Origin of the sequence: Streptomyces sp. NPDC026092 (assembly GCF_040638605.1) — a bacterium.
GTDB lineage: Bacteria > Actinomycetota > Actinomycetes > Streptomycetales > Streptomycetaceae > Streptomyces.
Genome location: NZ_JBEZYN010000003.1, coordinates 377,787 through 396,924 on the forward strand (window position 1 = coordinate 377,787; position 19,138 = coordinate 396,924).

Genomic DNA, 19,138 nt, shown 5'->3' on the forward strand with positions numbered 1-19,138 from the left:
CCACCCCTCAACGACGCCCTTCGGGCGGCCCCTCTCCTTCGGAACCCGCCTGCGCGCCGCCATGGACGAGCGCGGCCCGCTCTGCGTCGGCATCGACCCGCACGCCGCCCTCCTCGACTCCTGGGGCCTCGGCGACGACATCGCCGGCCTGGAGCGCTTCACGTTCACCGTGGTGGAGGCCCTCGCCGAGACCGTGGCCGTCTTCAAGCCGCAGTCCGCGTTCTTCGAGCGCTTCGGCTCGCGCGGCGTCGCCGTCCTGGAGCGCGCGGTGGCCGATCTGCGGGCCGCGGGCGGGCTCGTGGTGATGGACGCCAAGCGCGGCGACATCGGCTCCACCATGGCCGCCTACGCCGAGGCCTTCCTGCGCAAGGACTCCCCGCTCTTCTCGGACGCGCTGACGGTCTCCCCGTACCTCGGCTACGGCTCCCTGAAGCCTGCCGTCGACCTGGCGCGGGAGTCCGGCGCGGGCCTCTTCGTCCTGGCCCTCACGTCCAACCCGGAGGGCGCGGAGGTCCAGCGCGCGGTCCGCGAGGACGGCCGGACCATCGGCGCGACCATGCTGGCCCACCTCGCCGAGGAGAACGCGGGGGAGACCCCGATGGGCTCCTTCGGCGCGGTCGTCGGCGCCACGCTGGGCGACCTGTCCTCCTTCGACCTGGACATCAACGGCCCGCTCCTGGCCCCCGGCCTCGGCGCCCAGGGCGCGAGCCCGGCCGACCTCCCCGCGGTGTTCGGCGCGGCGGTCCGCAACGTGGTCCCGAACGTCAGCCGGGCGGTCCTGAAGCACGGTCCGGACGCCGCCGCTCTGCGCGCCTCGGCGGAGCGGTACGCGACCGAGATCCGCGAGGCCGTCGCCGGCTGAGCCCTCGGGAGCCTTGTGGGAGCCCTTCGTGAGCCTTGCGCGACCCTTCGGGAGTCCTTCGTGAGTCCTGCGGGAGCCGTTCGAGAGCTCTTTGACGGCCCGTCGAACACTCTCAGGACGCCCGTCGGACCAATCCGCAGGTGAGGGCCGTCTCACTCCTTGACAGGATCCTTACCCAAAACAGGGTCGTTATGTCGGAAAAGTCCTGGTCGGCAGATGCTGACCAGGACTTTTCGCTTGTTCTCGCTGACTGGAGAGACTTTCGCCGCTAGTCTCCGGGGCAGAGTCAGCGTTCAGCGGTTCCTGCGTTGGTCGCTGCTCCACTGGTGTGGGGCGAACAGGTTCCTCACCGGTCCGTATCCGACAGTTCGACATCCGAGGTGACGTAGGCGTGGCTCTTCCGCCCCTTACCCCTGAACAGCGCGCAGCCGCGCTCGAAAAGGCCGCCGCGGCTCGCCGGGAGCGGGCCGAGGTCAAGAATCGACTCAAGCACTCCGGTGCCTCGCTCCACGACGTCATCGAGCAGGGCCAGAAGAACGAGGTCATCGGCAAGATGAAGGTCTCGGCGCTGCTCGAGTCCCTGCCTGGCGTGGGCAAGGTGCGCGCCAAGCAGATCATGGAGCGACTCGGCATCTCCGAGAGCCGGCGCGTGCGCGGGCTCGGTTCCAACCAGATCGCCTCCCTGGAGCGCGAGTTCGGCGGCTCCGGCGCCTGAAGCGGGACCGCCGTCCCAGGCACTCCCGTAAAGCTGGAATAATCGCTGCATGGCAGCAGAGGTACGTCCGCGGCTGACCGTGCTCTCCGGCCCCTCCGGGGTGGGCAAGAGCACGGTCGTCGCTCATATGCGCAAGGTCCACCCCGAGGTCTGGCTCTCGGTGTCGGCCACGACACGAAAGCCGCGCCCCGGCGAGCAGCACGGCGTCCAGTATTTCTTCGTCACCGACGACGAATTCGACAAGCTGGTCGCCAACGGGGAACTCCTCGAATGGGCCGAGTTCGCGGGCAACCGCTACGGCACGCCGCGTCAGGCGGTCCTGGAGCGCCTCGAGGCCGGCGAGCCGGTCCTCCTGGAGATCGACCTCCAGGGCGCCCGGCAGGTCAAGGAGTCCATGAAGGACTCCCAGCTGGTCTTCCTCGCCCCGCCGAGCTGGGACGAACTGGTCCGCAGGCTCACCGGCCGGGGCACGGAGTCGCCCGAGGTCATCGAGCGCCGCCTCGCGGCCGCCAAGATCGAACTGGCCGCCGAGACGGAGTTCGACACCACCCTGGTCAACACCTCCGTCGAGGACGTGGCGCGTGAGCTGCTAGCCTTGATGAACGTTGTTTGATCTTTTTCTGATCAACTGGATCTGATCACCCGGATCAGCTCACCCAGAAGTTTCTTCGGAAGGCTAGACGTGTCCTCTTCCATCACCGCGCCCGAGGGCATCATCAACCCGCCGATCGACGAGTTGCTCGAGGCGACCGACTCGAAGTACAGCCTCGTCATCTACGCGGCCAAGCGAGCGCGTCAGATCAACGCGTACTACTCGCAGCTCGGTGAGGGCCTGCTCGAGTACGTCGGCCCCCTCGTCGACACCCACGTGCACGAGAAGCCGCTCTCGATCGCCCTGCGCGAGATCAACGCGGGTCTGCTGACCTCCGAGGCCATCGAGGGCCCGGCTCAGTAAGCACGTCAGCACGTAACGTTTCTCACCACAGGCCCGGCGGAACAACCGCCGGGCCTGTGGTGTCTCATGGAGTCGTACGCATCCGAGTACGCATCCGAGTGCGGGGAGTGGCAGTGGTGACCAAGCCGAAGGTCGTTCTGGGCGTCAGCGGCGGCATCGCCGCCTACAAGGCCTGTGAGCTGCTGCGGCGGCTGACGGAGTCGGGCCACGACGTCCGGGTCGTCCCCACCGCCTCGGCGCTCCACTTCGTCGGCGCCGCCACCTGGTCCGCGCTCTCCGGTCACCCCGTCTCGACCGAGGTGTGGGACGCGGTCCACGAGGTCCCGCACGTACGGATCGGGCAGGGCGCCGACCTCGTCGTCGTGGCCCCCGCCACCGCCGACATGCTCGCCAAGGCCGCCCACGGCCTCGCCGACGACCTCCTGACGAACACCCTGCTCACGGCCCGCTGCCCGGTCGTCTTCGCCCCGGCGATGCACACCGAGATGTGGGAGCACCCCGCCACCCAGGAGAACGTCGCCACCCTGCGCCGTCGCGGCGCGGTCGTCATCGAGCCCGCCGTCGGCCGCCTGACCGGCGTCGACACCGGCAAGGGCCGGCTGCCCGACCCGGGCGAGATCTTCGAGGTCTGTCGCCGGATCCTGGCCCGTGGCGTCGTCGCGCCCGACCTCGCCGGCCGCCACGTCGTGGTCAGCGCGGGCGGCACCCGTGAGCCCCTCGACCCGGTCCGCTACCTGGGCAACCGCTCCTCCGGCAAGCAGGGCTACGCCCTGGCCAAGGCCGCCGCGGCCCGGGGCGCCCGGGTCACGCTCGTCGAGGCGAACACCGGCATCCCCGACCCCGCCGGGGTCGACGTCGTCCACGTCGGCACCGCCATCCAGCTGCGCGAGGCCGTGCTCAAGGCGGCCGCCGACGCCGACGCCGTGGTCATGGCCGCCGCCGTGGCGGACTTCCGCCCCGCCGTCTACGCCCCCGGCAAGATCAAGAAGCAGGACGGCGTGGAGGCCCCGGTCGTGGAACTGGTCCGCAACCCCGACATCCTCGCCGAGATCTCCGCCGACCGGGCCCTGCCCGGTCAGGTGGTCGTGGGCTTCGCCGCCGAGACCGACGACGTGCTCGCCAACGGCCGCGAGAAGCTCCGCCGCAAGGGCTGCGACCTGCTCGTGGTCAACGAGGTGGGCGAGCGCAAGACGTTCGGCTCGGAGGAGAACGAGGCCGTCGTCCTCGCCGCCGACGGCTCCGACACGCCCGTACCGTACGGGCCGAAGGAAGCCCTCGCCGAGACGGTCTGGGACCTCGTCGCACCCCGTCTGCGGACCCTTCCCGGGTAGAATTCGGGGAAATCTCACCCCCGGCCGGATTTCACCGTCCCGGCCGAGTGAATCCCCCGGAAATCCCGTCCCCATGGGCGAGGGGAATGGGTGTGCGTGAGGCGCGCGGGGCCGGATTCGGCGAGCTCAGGCCTCCCACCTTGCGAGACACCTGCCCCAATGCCCGATGACGCCCGATAGACTGTTCTTGGTACGACGCGGGGCGCAGCCCCCTGCCGTCCGACATTGTTCAGCCAGCAGCCGCTGCAACCCCAGGGAGCATTGTGTCCCGTCGTCTGTTCACTTCGGAGTCCGTGACCGAAGGTCACCCCGACAAGATCGCTGACCAGATCAGCGACACCATTCTCGACGCGCTGCTGCGCGAGGACCCCACGTCCCGCGTCGCCGTCGAGACGCTGATCACCACCGGCCTCGTGCACGTCGCCGGTGAGGTCACCACGAAGGCGTGGGCCGACATCCCCACCCTCGTACGGAACAAGATCCTCGAGATCGGGTACGACTCCTCGAAGAAGGGCTTCGACGGCGCGTCCTGCGGCGTCTCGGTCTCCATCGGGTCGCAGTCCCCGGACATCGCGCAGGGCGTCGACACGGCGTACGAGAAGCGCGTCGAGGGTGACGAGGACGAGCTCGACAAGCAGGGCGCCGGCGACCAGGGCCTGATGTTCGGCTACGCGTCGGACGAGACCCCGGAGCTCATGCCGCTCCCGATCTACCTGGCGCACCGGCTCTCCCGCCGGCTGACCGAGGTCCGCAAGAACGGGACCATCCCGTACCTGCGCCCCGACGGCAAGACCCAGGTCACCATCGAGTACGACGGCGACAAGGCCGTCCGCCTCGACACGGTCGTGGTCTCCTCGCAGCACGCCTCGGACATCGACCTGGAGTCGCTGCTCGCGCCCGACATCCGCGAGTTCGTCGTCGAGCACGTCCTGAAGCAGCTCGTCGAGGACGGCATCAAGCTGGACACCGACGGCTACCGCCTGCTGGTCAACCCGACCGGCCGCTTCGAGATCGGCGGCCCCATGGGCGACGCCGGCCTCACCGGCCGCAAGATCATCATCGACACCTACGGCGGCATGGCCCGTCACGGTGGCGGTGCCTTCTCCGGCAAGGACCCGTCCAAGGTCGACCGCTCGGCCGCCTACGCCATGCGCTGGGTCGCCAAGAACGTCGTGGCCGCGGGCCTCGCCTCGCGCTGCGAGGTCCAGGTCGCGTACGCGATCGGCAAGGCCGAGCCCGTCGGTCTCTTCGTCGAGACCTTCGGCACGAACACGGTCGAGACCGAGAAGATCGAGCACGCCATCGGTGAGGTCTTCGACCTCCGCCCGGCCGCGATCATCCGCGACCTCGACCTGCTCCGCCCGATCTACGCCCAGACCGCGGCGTACGGCCACTTCGGCCGCGAGCTTCCCGACTTCACGTGGGAGCGCACGGACCGCGTGGACGCGCTGAAGAAGGCGGCGGGCCTCTAAGGTCCTTCGTTCCACGTGCTGGAAAGCCCGGCCCCCTTCGGGGGAGCCGGGCTTCCGCATGTCCGGCCGTTGTCCTGCCGAGGACGGCTGTCAGTGCGTTCTGGTAGGTATGAGGCCGTGAGCAGCGAGAACGAGACGCCCGAGGGAGATGCGGCCGGTGAGCCGCACGAGCAGCTCGCGCTCATTCGGGAGACCGTGCGCCAGGCCAAGGTGCCCCGGGCCAAGCCGAGGACCTGGCGCGGGGCCGCGCTGGCCAAGGAGCTGCCCGTGGCGCGGGTGGTGGTCAACAAGGGCGTGCTGCACCTCGACCAGTTCTTCGACTACGCCGTGCCCGAGGAGCTCGACGACGTCGCCCAGCCGGGGGTGCGGGTGCGGGTGCGGTTCGGGGCCGGCGCGCACCAGGTCAGGGACGGGCGGCGCGAGGGCGGGCGGCTGATCGACGGCTTCCTCGTCGAGCGGCGCGCCGAGTCGGACTACAAGGGCGCCCTGGCCGCACTCGCGGACGTCGTGTCGCCCGAGCCGGTGCTCAGCGCCGAGCTCCTGGGGCTCGCGCGGGCGGTCGCCGACCGGTACGCGGGAAGCCTCGCGGACGTCCTCCAGCTGGCCGTGCCGCCCCGGAGCGCGCGGGCCGAGGGAAAGGCCTCCCCGGAGGCGCTGCCGTCGCCCGGGGCGCCCGAGGCGGGCACCTGGACGCGGTACGAGCGCGGCGCTGCCTTCCTGACCGCCCTCGCGCGCGGCGCGGCCCCACGCGCGGTCTGGAACGCGCTGCCGGGCCCCCACTGGGCCGAGGAGCTCGCCCGGGCGGTCGGCGCCACGCTCGCCTCCGGGCGCGGTGCGCTCGTCGTCGTACCCGACGGGCGAGCGGCGTCGCGCGTCGACGAGGCGCTGACGGCGCTCCTGGGCCCCGGGCGGCACGCGCTGCTCACGGCCGACGCCGGTCCCGAGAAGCGGTACGCCCAGTGGCTCGCGGTACGGCGGGGCTCCGTGCGGGCGGTCGTCGGCACGCGCGCGGCGATGTTCGCGCCGGTACGGGACCTCGGGCTCGTCGCGATCTGGGACGACGGCGACGGCAGCCACAGCGAGCCGCACGCCCCGCAGCCCCACGCGCGCGATGTCCTGCTGCTGCGCGCCGCCCACGGCCGGTGCGCCTTCCTGCTCGGCTCCACCAGCTGCACGGTCGAGGCCGCCCAGCTCGTGGAGTCCGGCTGGGCCGCGCCGCTGGTCGCGGGACGCGATCAGGTGCGGCTCGCTGCCCCGCTCGTGCGGACCGTGGGGGACGGCGAACTGGCCCGTGACGAGGCCGCGCGCGCCGCGAGGCTGCCCTCGCTGGCGTGGCAGGCGGTACGGGAGGGCCTGAAGACCGGACCGGTGCTCGTCCAGGTACCGCGCCGGGGTTACGTACCGAGGCTGGCGTGCGAGCGGTGCCGGACGCCCGCCCGCTGCCGGCACTGCGCGGGCCCCCTGGAGGCGCCCGAGCAGGGGGAGCTGCGGTGCGGCTGGTGCGGGAAGGGCGCGCCGGACTGGCACTGCGTGGAGTGCGGCTCGACGCGGCTGCGGGCCCAGATCGTGGGCGCACGGCGGACGGCGGAGGAGCTGGGCCGGGCGTTTCCGGCGGTGCCGGTACGGACGTCGGGGCGGGACCACGTCCTGGACACCGTGCCGGGGCGGCCCGCGCTGGTGGTCTCCACCCCGGGAGCGGAACCGGTCGCCGAGGGCGGCTACGCGGCGGCGCTGCTCCTCGACGGCTGGGCCATGCTCGGCCGCCCCGACCTGCGCGCGGGCGAGGAGGCGCTTCGACGCTGGATCGACGCGGCCTCGCTGGTGCGGGGCCAGGGGGAGGGCGGCACGGTCGTGGTCGTCGCCGAGCCGACGCTGCGGCCGGTGCAGGCGCTGGTGCGGTGGGATCCGGTGGGCCACGCCCAGCGGGAGCTGGCGGAGCGCGCGGAGCTGGGCTTCCCGCCGGTGTCCCGGATGGCCGCGGTCTCCGGCCCGCCGGAGGCCGTCGAGGCGTTCCTGTCCGGCGCGGACCTCCCGGGCGACGCGGAGATCCTGGGCCCGGTCCCGCTCCCCGTCGTCCGCCCCGGTGGCCAACGCCGCCCGGGCGACCCCCCGCCGGGCGAACACTGGTCCCGCGCCCTGATCCGCGTCCCCCCGGGCACGGGCGCGGCCCTGGCGACGTCCTTGAAACACGCCCGCGCGGCGCGCTTGTCGCGCGGCGGGGGAGACCCGGTCCGGGTCAGGGTGGACCCGCCGGACATCGGGTAGGCCGCTTGGGCGGGGGGCCGCCTGGCGGGGGCGGCGCCTACGCTCGAGCCCCGTCGCGGGCTGAGCCCCGCTGGGTGGCGCCCACCGGGCCTCCGCCTCCGCGGCGTGCCCACGGGTCGCGCACCGGGCGGTGCCCACCCGCTCTCCGGGCCGTCGCCCCACGTGTGCCATCCCGTCGGCTGGCCGATGCCCACCCGCCCCTGCTCCCGTGCACCCGTCCCGTGTGGGCACTCGTCCCGCTGGGCGGGACGAGTGGGCACACGGGACGGGGGCGCCCTTGCCGGGCCCAGGCTCCCGTGCTCCCGGTGACCACGGGTGCGGCGCCGTCGTGGGTTGCGCCCACCCGTTCCGCCCTGCGGAACGACTGCCCACAACCCGAGGGGGACGGGAGGTGCCCACGACCTGGGGGCCAGGTTGTCGCCCACGACGCGGGCGACGGGGTGGCCGCACACAACCCGCGTGCGGGCGTCGGGGCGGGGCCGCCGTGCGGAACGCCGTACGGGCGGATGGGGCCGCCCCGGGTCATGGGCTGCCGCAAGCGCCGCAGGGTGGCGCGTCAGCCGTTGCGGGGGCCCGGGAAGGCCGGGGGGCGGGGGTCCTCGCGGAGGGCCGGGGTCACCGGGGTCGGCTGGGGCGGCATCGTGCGGGCCGGCGGTACCACCGGCATCGTGCGCGTCGTGCCCGGCTCCGGCGCGTGCTCCTGGTCCACGACGAGCCCCGGCTGGGGCGCGCGGCGCGCGCCGTAGCGGCGGTGGACGGCCTGCTTCGTGACCCCGAGCGCCGAGCCGACCGCGTCCCACGAGAACCCGAGCGAGCGGTCGAAGTCGACGGCCGCCGTCACCAGGGTCTCGACACTGTCGCGCAGCTCCTGGGCCAGCCGGACGGTCGGGGCGGGCGCCCGTCCGTAGACGACGAAGCCCGTGGACGGGCCGGAGCGGCGCGGGCGGTAGACATTGCCCAACTGGGCCGTGAGCGTGCGCAGTGCGTCGACCTGCCGCCGGACCCGCTCGATGTCCCGCACCAACAGGTGCAGACTTGCCCGGGCTTGGGCGTCGTGGGTTGCGTGGTCGGCCATGTGAAAGCCTCTCGAACCGGCGTGGAAAAGGGTCGGGCCACGACAAGGGCGGGCCCGTTTCGGTCAATCTCTCTTGACCAACGCGCCACCCGTGGTTGGGTCACGCTGCAGGGGCGTACACGCATATGCGCGGGGCGCTCGTCGTCACGTACGCCCCCTAGACTGGTGCGCTGCCCTCCACCGCCCCGACATGCGAGGTTTTTCCGAGTGAAGCTGGTCTTCGCAGGCACCCCCGAGGTCGCCGTGCCCGCCCTGGACGCCCTGCTCGCCTCCGGCCGGCACGAGGTGGCCGCCGTCGTCACCCGTCCCGACGCCCCCGCAGGCCGTGGCCGGCGCCTGGTGGCGAGCCCGGTCGCCGAGCGGGCGGCGGAGGCGGGGATCGAGATCCTCAAGCCGGCGAGGCCGCGCGACGAGGCGTTCCTCGCGCGGCTGCGCGAGATCGCGCCGGACTGCTGCCCGGTCGTGGCGTACGGCGCGCTGCTGCCCAAGGCCGCCCTCGACATCCCCGCGCGGGGCTGGGTGAACCTGCACTTCTCGCTGCTGCCCGCGTGGCGTGGCGCGGCGCCGGTCCAGCACGCGGTGATGGCGGGCGACGAGGTGACGGGCGCGTCGACGTTCCAGATCGAGGAGGGGCTCGACTCCGGCCCGGTCTACGGCGTGATCACCGAGGACGTCCGCCCCACCGACACCAGCGGTGACCTGCTCACGCGGCTCGCGTTCGCGGGCGCGGGGCTGCTTTCGGCGACGATGGACGGCATCGAGGACGGCACGCTGAAGGCCGTACCGCAGCCGACCGAGGGCATCACGCTCGCGCCCAAGATCCAGGTCGAGGACGCGCACGTGGACTGGAAGGCCCCCGCGCTCCGCGTGGACCGCGTCGTACGCGGCTGCACGCCCGCGCCGGGCGCCTGGACGGTGTTCCGCGGCGAGCGCCTCAAGCTGATCCAGACGGCGCTGCTCCCCGACCGCACGGACCTCACGCCCGGCGAGCTCGCCGCGGGCAAGAACAACGTGTACGTCGGCACCGGCTCGCACGCCGTCGAACTCCTCTGGGTCCAGCCCCAGGGCAAGAAGCCCATGAAGGCCGCCGACTGGGCCCGCGGCGTCCGCATCGCCCTCGGTGAGCGGGTGGGCGGGGCCGACGTAGGCTGAGAGGGTTCGACCTCGTCATTTCTCATGCGGAGCACCTTTTGAGCGAGCAGGCACGTCGCCGTCCCCCCAAGCCGTATCGGCGTCCCAAGAAGGATCCCGTGCGGATTCTGGCCTACGAGGCGTTGCGGGCGGTCGACGAGCGGGACGCGTACGCGAATCTCGTGTTGCCGCCGCTGTTGAAGAAGGCCCGGGAGAAGGGGGACTTCGACGGGCGGGACGCGGCGCTCGCGACCGAGTTGGTCTACGGGACGCTGCGGCGGCAGGGGACGTACGACGCGATCGTGTCGGCGTGTGTCGACCGGCCGTTGAGGGAGGTCGATCCGCCGGTTCTCGACGTGCTGTCGCTGGGGGCGCATCAGCTGCTCGGGACGCGGATTCCCACGCACGCCGCCGTCTCCGCCAGTGTCGAACTCGCGCGAGTCGTCCTCGGGGACGGGCGGGCCAAGTTCGTGAACGCCGTGCTGCGGAAGATCTCGCAGCACGACCTCGAAGCGTGGATCGAGCAGGTCGCCCCGCCCTACGAGGACGACGCCGAGGATCACCTTGCGGTCGTCCACTCGCACCCCCGCTGGGTCGTCTCCGCGCTCTGGGACGCCCTCGGCGGCGGCAGGGCCGGCATCGAGGACCTCCTGGAGGCCGACAACGAGCGGCCCGAGGTCACCCTCGTCGCCAGGCCCGGGCGGGCCACCACCGAGGAGCTGACCGACGAGGACACGCTGCCCGGGCGCTGGTCGCCGTACGCGGTACGGCTCGCCGAGGGCGGCGAGCCCGGGGCCATCGAGGCCGTCAAGGAGGGCCGGGCCGGCGTCCAGGACGAGGGCAGCCAGCTCGTCGCCATCGCGCTCGCCAACGCGCCCCTCGAGGGCCGCGACGAGCGCTGGCTCGACGGCTGCGCGGGCCCCGGCGGCAAGGCGGCCCTCCTCGGCGCCCTGGCCGCCGAGCGCGGCGCCACCCTGCTCGCCTCCGAGAAGCAGCCCCACCGCGCCCGGCTCGTCGAGCGCGCCCTGGCCGGCAACCCCGGCCCGTACCAGGTCATCGCCGCCGACGGCACCCGCCCGCCGTGGCGGCCCGGCTCCTTCGACCGGGTCCTCATGGACGTGCCCTGCTCGGGCCTGGGCGCCCTGCGCCGCCGCCCCGAGGCCCGCTGGCGCCGCCGCCCGGAGGACCTCGACGGCTTCGCCCCGCTCCAGCGCGGGCTGCTGCGCGAAGCGCTCTCGGCGGTCCGCGTCGGCGGTGTCGTCGGGTACGCGACGTGCTCGCCCCACCTCGCCGAGACCCGGATCGTCGTCGAGGACGTCCTCAAGGGGCGCGGCGGCCCGGCCGTCGAGGCGGAGTGGATCGACGTCCGCCCGCTGATGCCCGGCGTCCCCGCGCTCGGCGAAGGACCGGACGTCCAGCTCTGGCCGCACGTCCACGGCACGGACGCGATGTACCTGGCGCTGTTGCGTCGTACCGCCTGAGAGCTGCCCGAAGGGCCCGGAAGGTCGGCTATATCCCGGCCTTCCGTGCCGGAATCGGGTCCGAAGGCGCCCGTATCCCGGACCGAAACCGCTTCGCGGCAAAGAAGTGCCCAAGAACATGGCAGGCTTGGCACATGGCGCAGATCAACCCCAGCATCCTGTCCGCAGACTTCGCCCGCCTCGCAGAGGAGGCGAAGGCCGTCGACGGAGCCGACTGGCTGCACGTCGATGTCATGGACAACCACTTCGTCCCGAACCTGACCCTCGGCGTGCCGATCGTCGAGTCGCTGGCCCGGGCCACGGACACCCCGCTGGACTGCCACCTCATGATCGAGGACCCGGACCGCTGGGCCCCGCAGTACGTGGAGGCCGGCGCCGGGTCCGTCACCTTCCACGTCGAGGCGGCCGCCGCCCCGGTGCGGCTCGCGCGCGAGATCCGGGCGAAGGGGGCGCGCGCCTCGATGGCGCTCAAGCCCGCGACGCCCATCGAGCCGTACGAGGACCTGCTCCCCGAGCTCGACATGCTGCTGATCATGACCGTCGAGCCCGGCTTCGGCGGCCAGGCCTTCCTCGACATCATGCTGCCCAAGATCCGCCGCACCCGTGAGCTGATCTCCAAGCACGGTCTGGAGCTGTGGCTCCAGGTCGACGGCGGCGTGGCCGAGTCGACCATCGAGCGGTGTGCCGAGGCCGGCGCCGACGTCTTCGTCGCGGGATCGGCGGTCTACGGCGCCCAGGACCCGGCCGAGGCGGTCCGCTCCCTCCGTGCCAAGGCCGACGCCACGACCGCCACGGCGGCGTGGGCGTGTGGCCACTGAACTTCCGGCAGATGAACGCGGTCCGTCGGAGCGCCGACAGGACCGATCGGGACCCGTCGGATCTGACAGGATGAACAGCGGGTCCAGAGTGTGAACGACCCGAGCAGGACCCCAGTACGACAGCAGTACGACGGCAGCACGACCAGCACCACGACGCGGCACGTGAGCAGCGGTACGTGAACAGAGCTAAGGAGATCGCGGTGGCGGGAATCTCGGCGGGACGGTCAGCCCTGCGGATGGGACCCGCGGAGCTGGTGCAGGCGGCGGCCATGGCGCGTCGCTTCTACCTCGAGGGCAAGTCCAAGATCCAGATCGCCGAGGAGTTCGGCGTGAGCCGCTTCAAGGTGGCCCGGGTCCTGGAGACCGCGCTCGAACGCGACCTCGTACGGATCGAGATCCGCGTCCCGGCCGAGCTGGATGCCGAGCGCTCCGACGCGCTCCGCGCCCGCTACGGGCTCCGCCACGCCGTCGTCGTCGAGTCCCCGGCGGAGGGCGAGGACGAATCGCCCGACCCGGAGAACCTCGGCGAGGTCGCCGCCGACCTGCTCGGCGAGCTGGTCAACGAGGGTGACGTCCTGGGCCTGGCCTGGGGCCGCTCGACCATCCACATGGCCGCCGCCCTCGACCGGCTGCCCCCGTGCACCGTCGTCCAGCTCACCGGCGTGTACGACGCCGGGACCGCCGAGCGCGGCTCGGTCGAGGCGGTACGCCGTGCCGCCCAGGTCTCCGGCGGCGAGGCGCACCCCATCTACGCCCCGATGCTGCTGCCCGACCCGGCCACGGCGGCCGCGCTGCGCAACCAGACGGGCATCGCCCGGGCCTTCGAGTACTTCGACAAGGTCACCGTCGCCTGTGTCTCCATCGGCTCCTGGGAGCCGGGCATCTCGACCGTGCACGACATGCTCACCGACGAGGAGCGCGCCCACTACGCCTCCCTGGGTGTCGCCGCCGAGATGTCCGCGCACCTCTTCGACTCCGAGGGCCGCCGGGTCGGCCGCGACCTGGGCGAGCGCTGCATCACGGTCGAGGCGGACCGGCTGCGCCGGATCCCCGAGGTCGTGGCGATCGCGGGCGGTCAGCGCAAGGCGGCGGCGATCGGGGCGGTCCTGCGCTCCGGGCTCGTCACCAGCCTCGTGACCGACCGGGCCGCGGCCGACTACCTGCTCACCGAGTCCGTCCCGGGCCCGCGCCCCGCGCTGGAGCGCGCCGACCCCGACGGCGTCTGAGACCTCGCGTCACGCCCCGTCCGCCCGCACGGCGGGCGGGGCGGCCGGGCCCGTCGTAGCGTCGGGGCATGCTCCTGCGGCCCCTGCGCGCCCTTCTCGGGCTCTTCCTCTGCGTCGGCGTGCTCGTCGGCTGCTCCACGGCCCAGAGCGGCGCCGGCCCCGCACCCACCGGCTCCTCCGGCCTGGAGACCGTCCGCGTGGCGCAGCTGCCGGACGAAGCGCGGGCGACCCTGCGGCTCATCGAGGGCGGCGGGCCCTTCCCGTACGCCAAGGACGGCGCGACCTTCTCGAACTTCGAGCGGATCCTGCCCCGGCGCGAACGCGGCTACTACCGCGAGTACACCGTCCGCACCCCCGGCGAACGCGACCGGGGCGCCCGGCGTCTCGTCACCGGGCGGGGCGGCGAGGTGTACTACACGGACGACCACTACGAGACCTTCCGGGAGGTCCTGCCCGATGAAGCTCGCTGAGGCGCTGCACGACCCCGTCGTCCTCGATCTGCACGGGGTCGTCGACAAGGCCGCCTTCATGGACCGCTGCGCGGGCGCCCTCGCGCTCCCGCGCTGGTTCGGCCGGAACTGGGACGCCCTCGCCGACTGTCTGACCGACCTGCCCCGCCCGGTAGCCCTCGTCGTCACCGGCTGGCAGGCTTATGCCACGGCCCGGCCGAGCGACTGGGAGACCGCCCAGGACGTCTTCGCCACGGCCGCGGACACCAGCACCACGGGCCTGACCGTCCTGCTCGCCCTGGGGACCCCACGGGGGAACACCCTTGGAGGATCGGACGACGAGGGTCCGGCAAGCCTCGGATGAATCGCCCGGGCCGGGTACGCCCACCGGCGTGGGACAATGAACTACGTGCTTTTTCCCCTGGCTGAAATGCCTAGGGGCCGATCCGAACGACTGGGATGTCAGCACGTGCGTTTCCTCAATGACGTCAAGCCGCCCTATGACCTGACGTACGACGATGTGTTCATGGTGCCGAGCCGCTCGGCCGTGGGTTCCCGCCAGGCCGTGGACCTCGCCTCGCCGGACGGTACCGGTACGACGATCCCCTTGGTCGTCGCCAACATGACCGCGATCGCCGGCCGCCGCATGGCCGAGACCGTCGCCCGCCGTGGCGGCCTGGTCGTCATTCCCCAGGACATCCCGATCGAGGTCGTCACCGACGTCATCTCGTGGGTGAAGAGCCGGCACCACGTCCTGGACACCCCGATCGTCCTGGAGCCCCACCAGACCGTCGCCGACGCGCTCTCGCTGCTGCCGAAGCGCGCGCACGACGCCGGTGTCGTCGTGGACGAGGACCGCCGTCCGGTCGGTGTCGTCACCGACGCGGACCTGTCCGGTGTGGACCGCTTCACGCAGCTCTCCGAGGTCATGTCGAAGGACCTGCTGCTCCTCGACGCCGACATCGAGCCGCGCGACGCGTTCAACACGCTCGACCACGCCAACCGCCGCTACGCCCCGGCCGTGGACAAGGACGGCCGTCTCGTCGGCATCCTGACCCGCAGGGGCGCCCTGCGCGCGACCCTGTACACGCCGGCCACCGACGCCGACGGCAAGCTGCGCATCGCCGCCGCCGTCGGCATCAACGGCGACTTCGTGGGCAAGGCCAAGCAGCTCCTCGACGCGGGCGTCGACACGCTCGTCATCGACACGGCCCACGGCCACCAGGAGTCGATGATCGCCGCGATCAAGGCCGTGCGCGCGCTCGACCCGCAGGTTCCGATCGTCGCCGGCAACATCGTCGCCGCCGAGGGCGTCAAGGACCTCATCGACGCCGGCGCGGACATCATCAAGGTCGGCGTGGGCCCCGGCGCCATGTGCACCACGCGCATGATGACCGGTGTCGGCCGCCCGCAGTTCTCCGCCGTCCTGGAGTGCGCCGCCGAGGCGAAGAAGTACGGCAAGCACGTCTGGGCCGACGGCGGTGTCCGTCACCCGCGCGACGTCGCCATGGCGCTCGCCGCCGGCGCGTCCAACGTGATGATCGGCTCCTGGTTCGCCGGGACCTACGAGTCCCCGGGCGACCTCCAGCACGACGCCCAGGGCCGTGCGTACAAGGAGTCCTTCGGCATGGCCTCCGCCCGCGCCGTGCGCAACCGCACGAGCGAGGAGTCCGCGTACGACCGGGCCCGCAAGGCGCTCTTCGAGGAGGGCATCTCCACCTCGCGGATGTTCCTCGACCCGGCCCGCCCGGGCGTCGAGGACCTGATCGACTCGATCATCGCCGGTGTCCGCTCCTCCTGCACCTACGCGGGCGCGGCCTCGCTGGCCGAGTTCGAGGAGAAGGCCGTCATCGGCATCCAGAGCGCCGCCGGTTACGCCGAGGGCAAGCCGCTGCACGCCAGCTGGAGCTAGTCTTCCCGTCCTTACGCCGAAGGCCCCCGTGAGTCACGACTCGCGGGGGCCTTCGGCGTACGTACCCGCCTCCGCGTACGGCCCCAGTGCCTCCGTGACCGCCTCCGCGATCCGGGCGTGGCCCCGGTCGTTGGGGTGCAGGCCGTCCGCCAGGTCCTCCGGATCGAGCAGGGGGCGCCCGGAGAGCACCAGGAGCCGCCCGTCGCCCTCCGCCGCGAGGTCCCGGCCCGCGGCCTCCATGGCCGTGCGCAGCTCCGCCAGCGAGGCGCCCAGGGCGTTGCGGACGTCCTCGGCCTCGGGGCGGAGCACGGGCGAGAGGATCAGCAGCGGGGCGTCCGGGTGGCCCCGGCGCACCAGGCCCACGTAGGCCCGTACCGTCTCGTACAGCCAGCCGACCGAACTGGGCGCCCTGGACCAGCAGTTGGTGCCGAACGCGAGGGTGACCAGCTCGCCCGGGAGGCTCGCGAGCTGCTCGGCCAGGGGTAGCTCGCCGCGCGCCCCGCCCGCGAAGCCGAGGTTCACCGTGTCCAGGCCGAGCGCCCGCCCCGCCGTCGCCGGCCAGGAGTGCGCGGGCCGGGTCGACCACCAGCCCTCGGTGATCGAGTCCCCGTGCACCAGCCAGCGCGGCCGCCTCGGGGCGGGGGAGAGAGCGCCCTCGCGCGCCCGCAGACCGAGCACCACCGGCGCCTGGCTCTCCGGCAGATGGACCGCGAACGTCCCTCCTCCGGGCGGGAGTTCGAGCGCGATCGTGGCCTCCTCCGCCGGGGCCGTGAAGCTCTCGCCCACGCACCGCCCGTCCCGCCAGAGCGAGAAGCAGTGCCGCAGGTCGCGCAGCGCGTCCCCGGCGGCGGGGACGGCCGCGCGGTAGCGCAGCTCGACCGCGCGCGTGCCGGGCGTGGCCGTGAACTCCACCCGTACGCCGATCGGCAGCGCCGCCCGCTCGGCGGTGTCCAGGGGGAGCCGGTCCAGATCGGCGGGGTCGGCGCGGACGGCCCGGCCGCCGTCGAGCCAGGCCGTGCCGCGCAGGTACGGAATGGGTTCCAGCCAGCCCACCGAAGCCTCCGATCGAGGGGACGCAAAGGGCTCGCAGAGTCGTTCATCGGGCACGAGGAGTCAATGCGCACGCGAGGGTCGCTTCACACCCCCGTTCGGGCCCCAATGTGCCGATTCATGCGGTGGGGCGCAATGTTTCCCCGTCTGGGCCCCGAGCGCGCAATGATCATCTGCGAGTGCGCAACAACCCTGCATTACGAGCGCGAAGCGCGGGGGCTTAGGCTCATGCCTCGTACCAGGAGTGGCGGCGACCGCCTTCTCGGCGGTTCCCCCTCCCTCGCGGGCTCATTCGTCATGCCCGCGTACCGCCGTGGTCGTCGCATTTCGACAGGCAGCGATCAAGGAGCCTTCGCAGTGCTGGATCAAGGCACAGCCTCACCGGCCACCGAGCCGACCGTCCCCAAGACCTCCGGGCTCTCCGCCCTGACCCGGCGCAAGCCGGTAGAACGCCTGGTCGCCGAGGGTGGCCAGGGCGAGGGCGGTCAGCTCCGCCGCACGCTCTCGATGTGGCAGCTGACCATGATCAGCATCGGTGCCACGCTCGGCACCGGCATCTTCGTCGTCCTCGGCGACACGGTCCCGAAGGCCGGCCCCGCGGTCACGATCGCCTTCGTCATCGCCGGTCTCACGGCGCTGTTCTCCGCCCTCTCGTACGCCGAGCTGGCCGGCTCCATACCGGTCGCGGGTTCCTCCTACTCGTATGCGTACGCAACGATGGGTGAACTCGTCGCGTGGGTCTGTGGCTGGTGTCTGGTCCTGGAGTACGGCGTCTCCGTCGCCGCCGTGGCGGTCGGCTGGGGCGAGTACCTCAACGAACTGCTCGACGGCACGATCGGCGTCACCGTCCCCGACGTGCTCTCCTCGGCACCGGGTGAGGGCGGCATCATCAACCTGCCGGGTCTGATCGTCGTCCTGCTCGCGATGGTCTTCCTGCTCGGCGGCGCCCGCGAGTCCGCGGTCGTCAACACCGTCATGGTGTTCGTGAAGATCGCCGCGCTCGTGCTCTTCTGCGCCATCGGCTTCATGGGCTTCAAGTCCGGCAACTACGCCGACTTCATGCCGCTCGGCATGGCCGGCGTCAGCGCCGCGGGCGCGAGCCTCTTCTTCTCGTACATCGGCTTCGACGCCGCCTCCACCGCCGGTGAGGAGGCGAAGGACCCGAAGCGCGACCTGCCCCGCGCGATCATGCTGTCGCTCCTCATCGTCACCGTCCTCTATGTCCTCGTCGCGGCCGTCGCCGTCGGCGCCTGGAACTGGAAGGACTTCGAGGGCTCCGAGGCCACGCTCGCCGCGATCATGAACGATGTCAGCGGCCAGGCCTTCTGGGGCACGCTGCTCGCCGCCGGCGCCGTCATCTCGATCGCCAGCGTCGTCCTGACCGTCCTCTACGGCCAGACCCGAGTCCTCTTCGCGATGTCCCGCGACGGCCTCGTACCCAAGGTCTTCGGCAAGGTCAGCGGCAAGACCGGCACCCCGCGCGTCAACACGATCATCGTGTCGCTGTTCTGCGGCGCCCTCGCCTCCGTCATCCCGCTGGGCAAGCTCGTCGACGCCACCAGCATCGGCACGCTGTTCGCCTTCGCCCTGGTCAACATCGCGGTGATCGTGCTGCGCCGCACCCGCCCGACCATGGACCGCACCTTCCGCGTGCCGCTCGGCTGGACCTTCCCGATCCTCGGCTTCGGGTTCTGCGTCTACAACATGTTCAGCCTGGACTCGGTCACCTGGGTGGTCTTCGGTTGCTGGATGGCCGCGGGCCTCGTGTTCTACTTCCTGTACGGCATGCGCCGCTCCCGCCTGGCCACCGAAGCCGGGGCCGTCCACGCAGAGAAGTGATCCACCCGTAGTGCGACTCAACGACCTCGACGAACGCATCGTCCACGCCCTCGCGGAGGACGCCCGCCGCTCGTACGCCGACATCGGCTCGCTCGTCGGCCTCTCCGCGCCCGCCGTCAAGCGGCGCGTGGACCGGCTGCGGGCCGAGGGCGCCATCACCGGATTCACCGTACGGGTGGACCCGGCGGCGCTCGGCTGGGAGACCGAGGGGTTCGTCGAGATCTACTGTCGCCACAACACCTCGCCGGACGACATCCGGCGAGGTCTCGAGCGGTACCCCGAGGTGGTGTCCGCGTCGACCGTCACCGGCGACGCGGACGCCGTCGTCCAGGTCTTCGCCTCCGACATGCGCCACTTCGAGCGCGTCCTGGAGCGCATCGCGGGCGAGCCGTTCGTGGAGCGCACCAAGTCCGTCCTGGTGCTCTCGCCGCTGCTGCGGCGCTTCTCCTCCGGCTCGCCCGCGTAGCCCTGGCGGGCGGCGGGCCGAAGGGTGGTGCGGGCCGTGGTTCCCGCGCCGCCCGGCTTCACCCCGCGAGCCCGGCATGATCCAAACGAAA

Annotated in this window: 18 protein-coding genes; 16 read left to right on the top strand and 2 right to left on the bottom strand. The window is 72.4% G+C overall.

The annotated features are described in order from the left end of the window. Positions 1–49: 49 nt before the first annotated feature. The 7 genes from pyrF to AB0F56_RS06785 all read left to right on the top strand — a co-directional run bounded on the left by pyrF (position 50) and on the right by AB0F56_RS06785 (position 7,600). Complete coding sequence (pyrF, locus tag AB0F56_RS06755) at positions 50–862, top strand: orotidine-5'-phosphate decarboxylase (RefSeq protein WP_362005114.1); 813 nt, start codon at positions 50–52, stop codon at positions 860–862. A gap of 391 nt (positions 863–1,253) precedes the next feature. Beyond that, entirely contained in the window at positions 1,254–1,577 is a 324-nt protein-coding gene (mihF, locus tag AB0F56_RS06760; protein WP_362004865.1) for an integration host factor, actinobacterial type, read from the top strand. A gap of 49 nt (positions 1,578–1,626) precedes the next feature. Then, on the top strand, positions 1,627–2,190 hold the full coding sequence (gene gmk / locus AB0F56_RS06765) for a guanylate kinase (RefSeq protein WP_362004867.1): 564 nt from the start codon (positions 1,627–1,629) through the stop codon (positions 2,188–2,190). Between the two features lie 69 nt (positions 2,191–2,259). Next, the gene (gene rpoZ / locus AB0F56_RS06770; protein ID WP_005319902.1) at positions 2,260–2,532 is read left to right on the top strand and encodes a DNA-directed RNA polymerase subunit omega; all 273 of its coding nucleotides are present in this window, start codon (positions 2,260–2,262) and stop codon (positions 2,530–2,532) included. A gap of 116 nt (positions 2,533–2,648) precedes the next feature. Beyond that, the gene (coaBC, locus tag AB0F56_RS06775; protein ID WP_362004870.1) at positions 2,649–3,863 is read left to right on the top strand and encodes a bifunctional phosphopantothenoylcysteine decarboxylase/phosphopantothenate--cysteine ligase CoaBC; all 1,215 of its coding nucleotides are present in this window, start codon (positions 2,649–2,651) and stop codon (positions 3,861–3,863) included. A gap of 263 nt (positions 3,864–4,126) precedes the next feature. Then, complete coding sequence (metK, locus tag AB0F56_RS06780; protein WP_362004872.1) at positions 4,127–5,335, top strand: methionine adenosyltransferase; 1,209 nt, start codon at positions 4,127–4,129, stop codon at positions 5,333–5,335. Between the two features lie 117 nt (positions 5,336–5,452). Next, positions 5,453–7,600, top strand: a complete 2,148-nt coding sequence (locus AB0F56_RS06785) for a primosomal protein N' (protein ID WP_362004874.1) — start codon at positions 5,453–5,455, stop codon at positions 7,598–7,600. A gap of 556 nt (positions 7,601–8,156) precedes the next feature. Here AB0F56_RS06785 and AB0F56_RS06790 read toward each other — a convergent pair. After that, positions 8,157–8,675, bottom strand: coding sequence for a hypothetical protein (locus AB0F56_RS06790; protein ID WP_362004877.1), 519 nt, complete (start codon positions 8,673–8,675; stop codon positions 8,157–8,159). A 207-nt stretch (positions 8,676–8,882) separates the two neighbouring features. On the opposite strand from AB0F56_RS06790, the gene fmt reads away from it, so the two are divergent. The 7 genes from fmt (at position 8,883) to AB0F56_RS06825 (ending at position 15,692) form a co-directional block, all read left to right on the top strand. Next, positions 8,883–9,827 (top strand): methionyl-tRNA formyltransferase, encoded by a 945-nt coding sequence (gene fmt, locus AB0F56_RS06795; RefSeq protein ID WP_362004879.1) that lies wholly within the window; start codon positions 8,883–8,885, stop codon positions 9,825–9,827. Positions 9,828–9,865: 38 nt separating this feature from the next. After that, positions 9,866–11,287: a transcription antitermination factor NusB gene (locus AB0F56_RS06800; protein ID WP_362004881.1), complete on the top strand. Its 1,422-nt coding sequence runs from the start codon at positions 9,866–9,868 to the stop codon at positions 11,285–11,287. A 134-nt stretch (positions 11,288–11,421) separates the two neighbouring features. Next, positions 11,422–12,105, top strand: a complete 684-nt coding sequence (gene rpe, locus AB0F56_RS06805; protein WP_362004883.1) for a ribulose-phosphate 3-epimerase — start codon at positions 11,422–11,424, stop codon at positions 12,103–12,105. Between the two features lie 176 nt (positions 12,106–12,281). Further along, positions 12,282–13,331, top strand: a complete 1,050-nt coding sequence (locus tag AB0F56_RS06810; RefSeq protein WP_362004885.1) for a sugar-binding domain-containing protein — start codon at positions 12,282–12,284, stop codon at positions 13,329–13,331. 68 nt (positions 13,332–13,399) lie between these two features. Continuing rightward, a complete protein-coding gene (locus AB0F56_RS06815) occupies positions 13,400–13,801 on the top strand; it encodes a ribonuclease domain-containing protein (protein WP_362004888.1) in 402 nt (133 codons plus the stop codon). Beyond that, positions 13,788–14,144, top strand: a complete 357-nt coding sequence (locus AB0F56_RS06820; protein WP_362004890.1) for a barstar family protein — start codon at positions 13,788–13,790, stop codon at positions 14,142–14,144. Before AB0F56_RS06815 ends, AB0F56_RS06820 begins: the two co-directional genes overlap by 14 nt. A 105-nt stretch (positions 14,145–14,249) precedes the next feature. Next, positions 14,250–15,692, top strand: coding sequence for a GuaB1 family IMP dehydrogenase-related protein (locus AB0F56_RS06825; protein ID WP_362004892.1), 1,443 nt, complete (start codon positions 14,250–14,252; stop codon positions 15,690–15,692). 33 nt (positions 15,693–15,725) lie between these two features. Here the strand turns inward: AB0F56_RS06825 and AB0F56_RS06830 are convergent, their stop codons facing one another. Further along, positions 15,726–16,745, bottom strand: coding sequence for a GDSL-type esterase/lipase family protein (locus AB0F56_RS06830; protein ID WP_362004895.1), 1,020 nt, complete (start codon positions 16,743–16,745; stop codon positions 15,726–15,728). A gap of 354 nt (positions 16,746–17,099) precedes the next feature. Between AB0F56_RS06830 and AB0F56_RS06835 the strand changes: the two genes are divergently transcribed. After that, positions 17,100–18,581: an amino acid permease gene (locus tag AB0F56_RS06835; protein WP_362004896.1), complete on the top strand. Its 1,482-nt coding sequence runs from the start codon at positions 17,100–17,102 to the stop codon at positions 18,579–18,581. A 10-nt stretch (positions 18,582–18,591) separates the two neighbouring features. Next, positions 18,592–19,047, top strand: a complete 456-nt coding sequence (locus AB0F56_RS06840; protein ID WP_015032260.1) for an Lrp/AsnC family transcriptional regulator — start codon at positions 18,592–18,594, stop codon at positions 19,045–19,047. Positions 19,048–19,138 lie beyond the last annotated feature (91 nt).

Bases quoted from the DNA above. Each gene is read 5' to 3' on its own strand.
- gmk (WP_362004867.1), top strand. From the start codon at position 1,627: ATGGCAGCAGAGGTACGTCCGCGGCTGACCGTGCTCTCCGGCCCCTCC.
- AB0F56_RS06820 (WP_362004890.1), top strand. From the start codon at position 13,788: ATGAAGCTCGCTGAGGCGCTGCACGACCCCGTCGTCCTCGATCTGCAC.
- AB0F56_RS06790 (WP_362004877.1), bottom strand. From the start codon at position 8,675: ATGGCCGACCACGCAACCCACGACGCCCAAGCCCGGGCAAGTCTGCAC.
- rpe (WP_362004883.1), top strand. From the start codon at position 11,422: ATGGCGCAGATCAACCCCAGCATCCTGTCCGCAGACTTCGCCCGCCTC.
- AB0F56_RS06815 (WP_362004888.1), top strand. From the start codon at position 13,400: ATGCTCCTGCGGCCCCTGCGCGCCCTTCTCGGGCTCTTCCTCTGCGTC.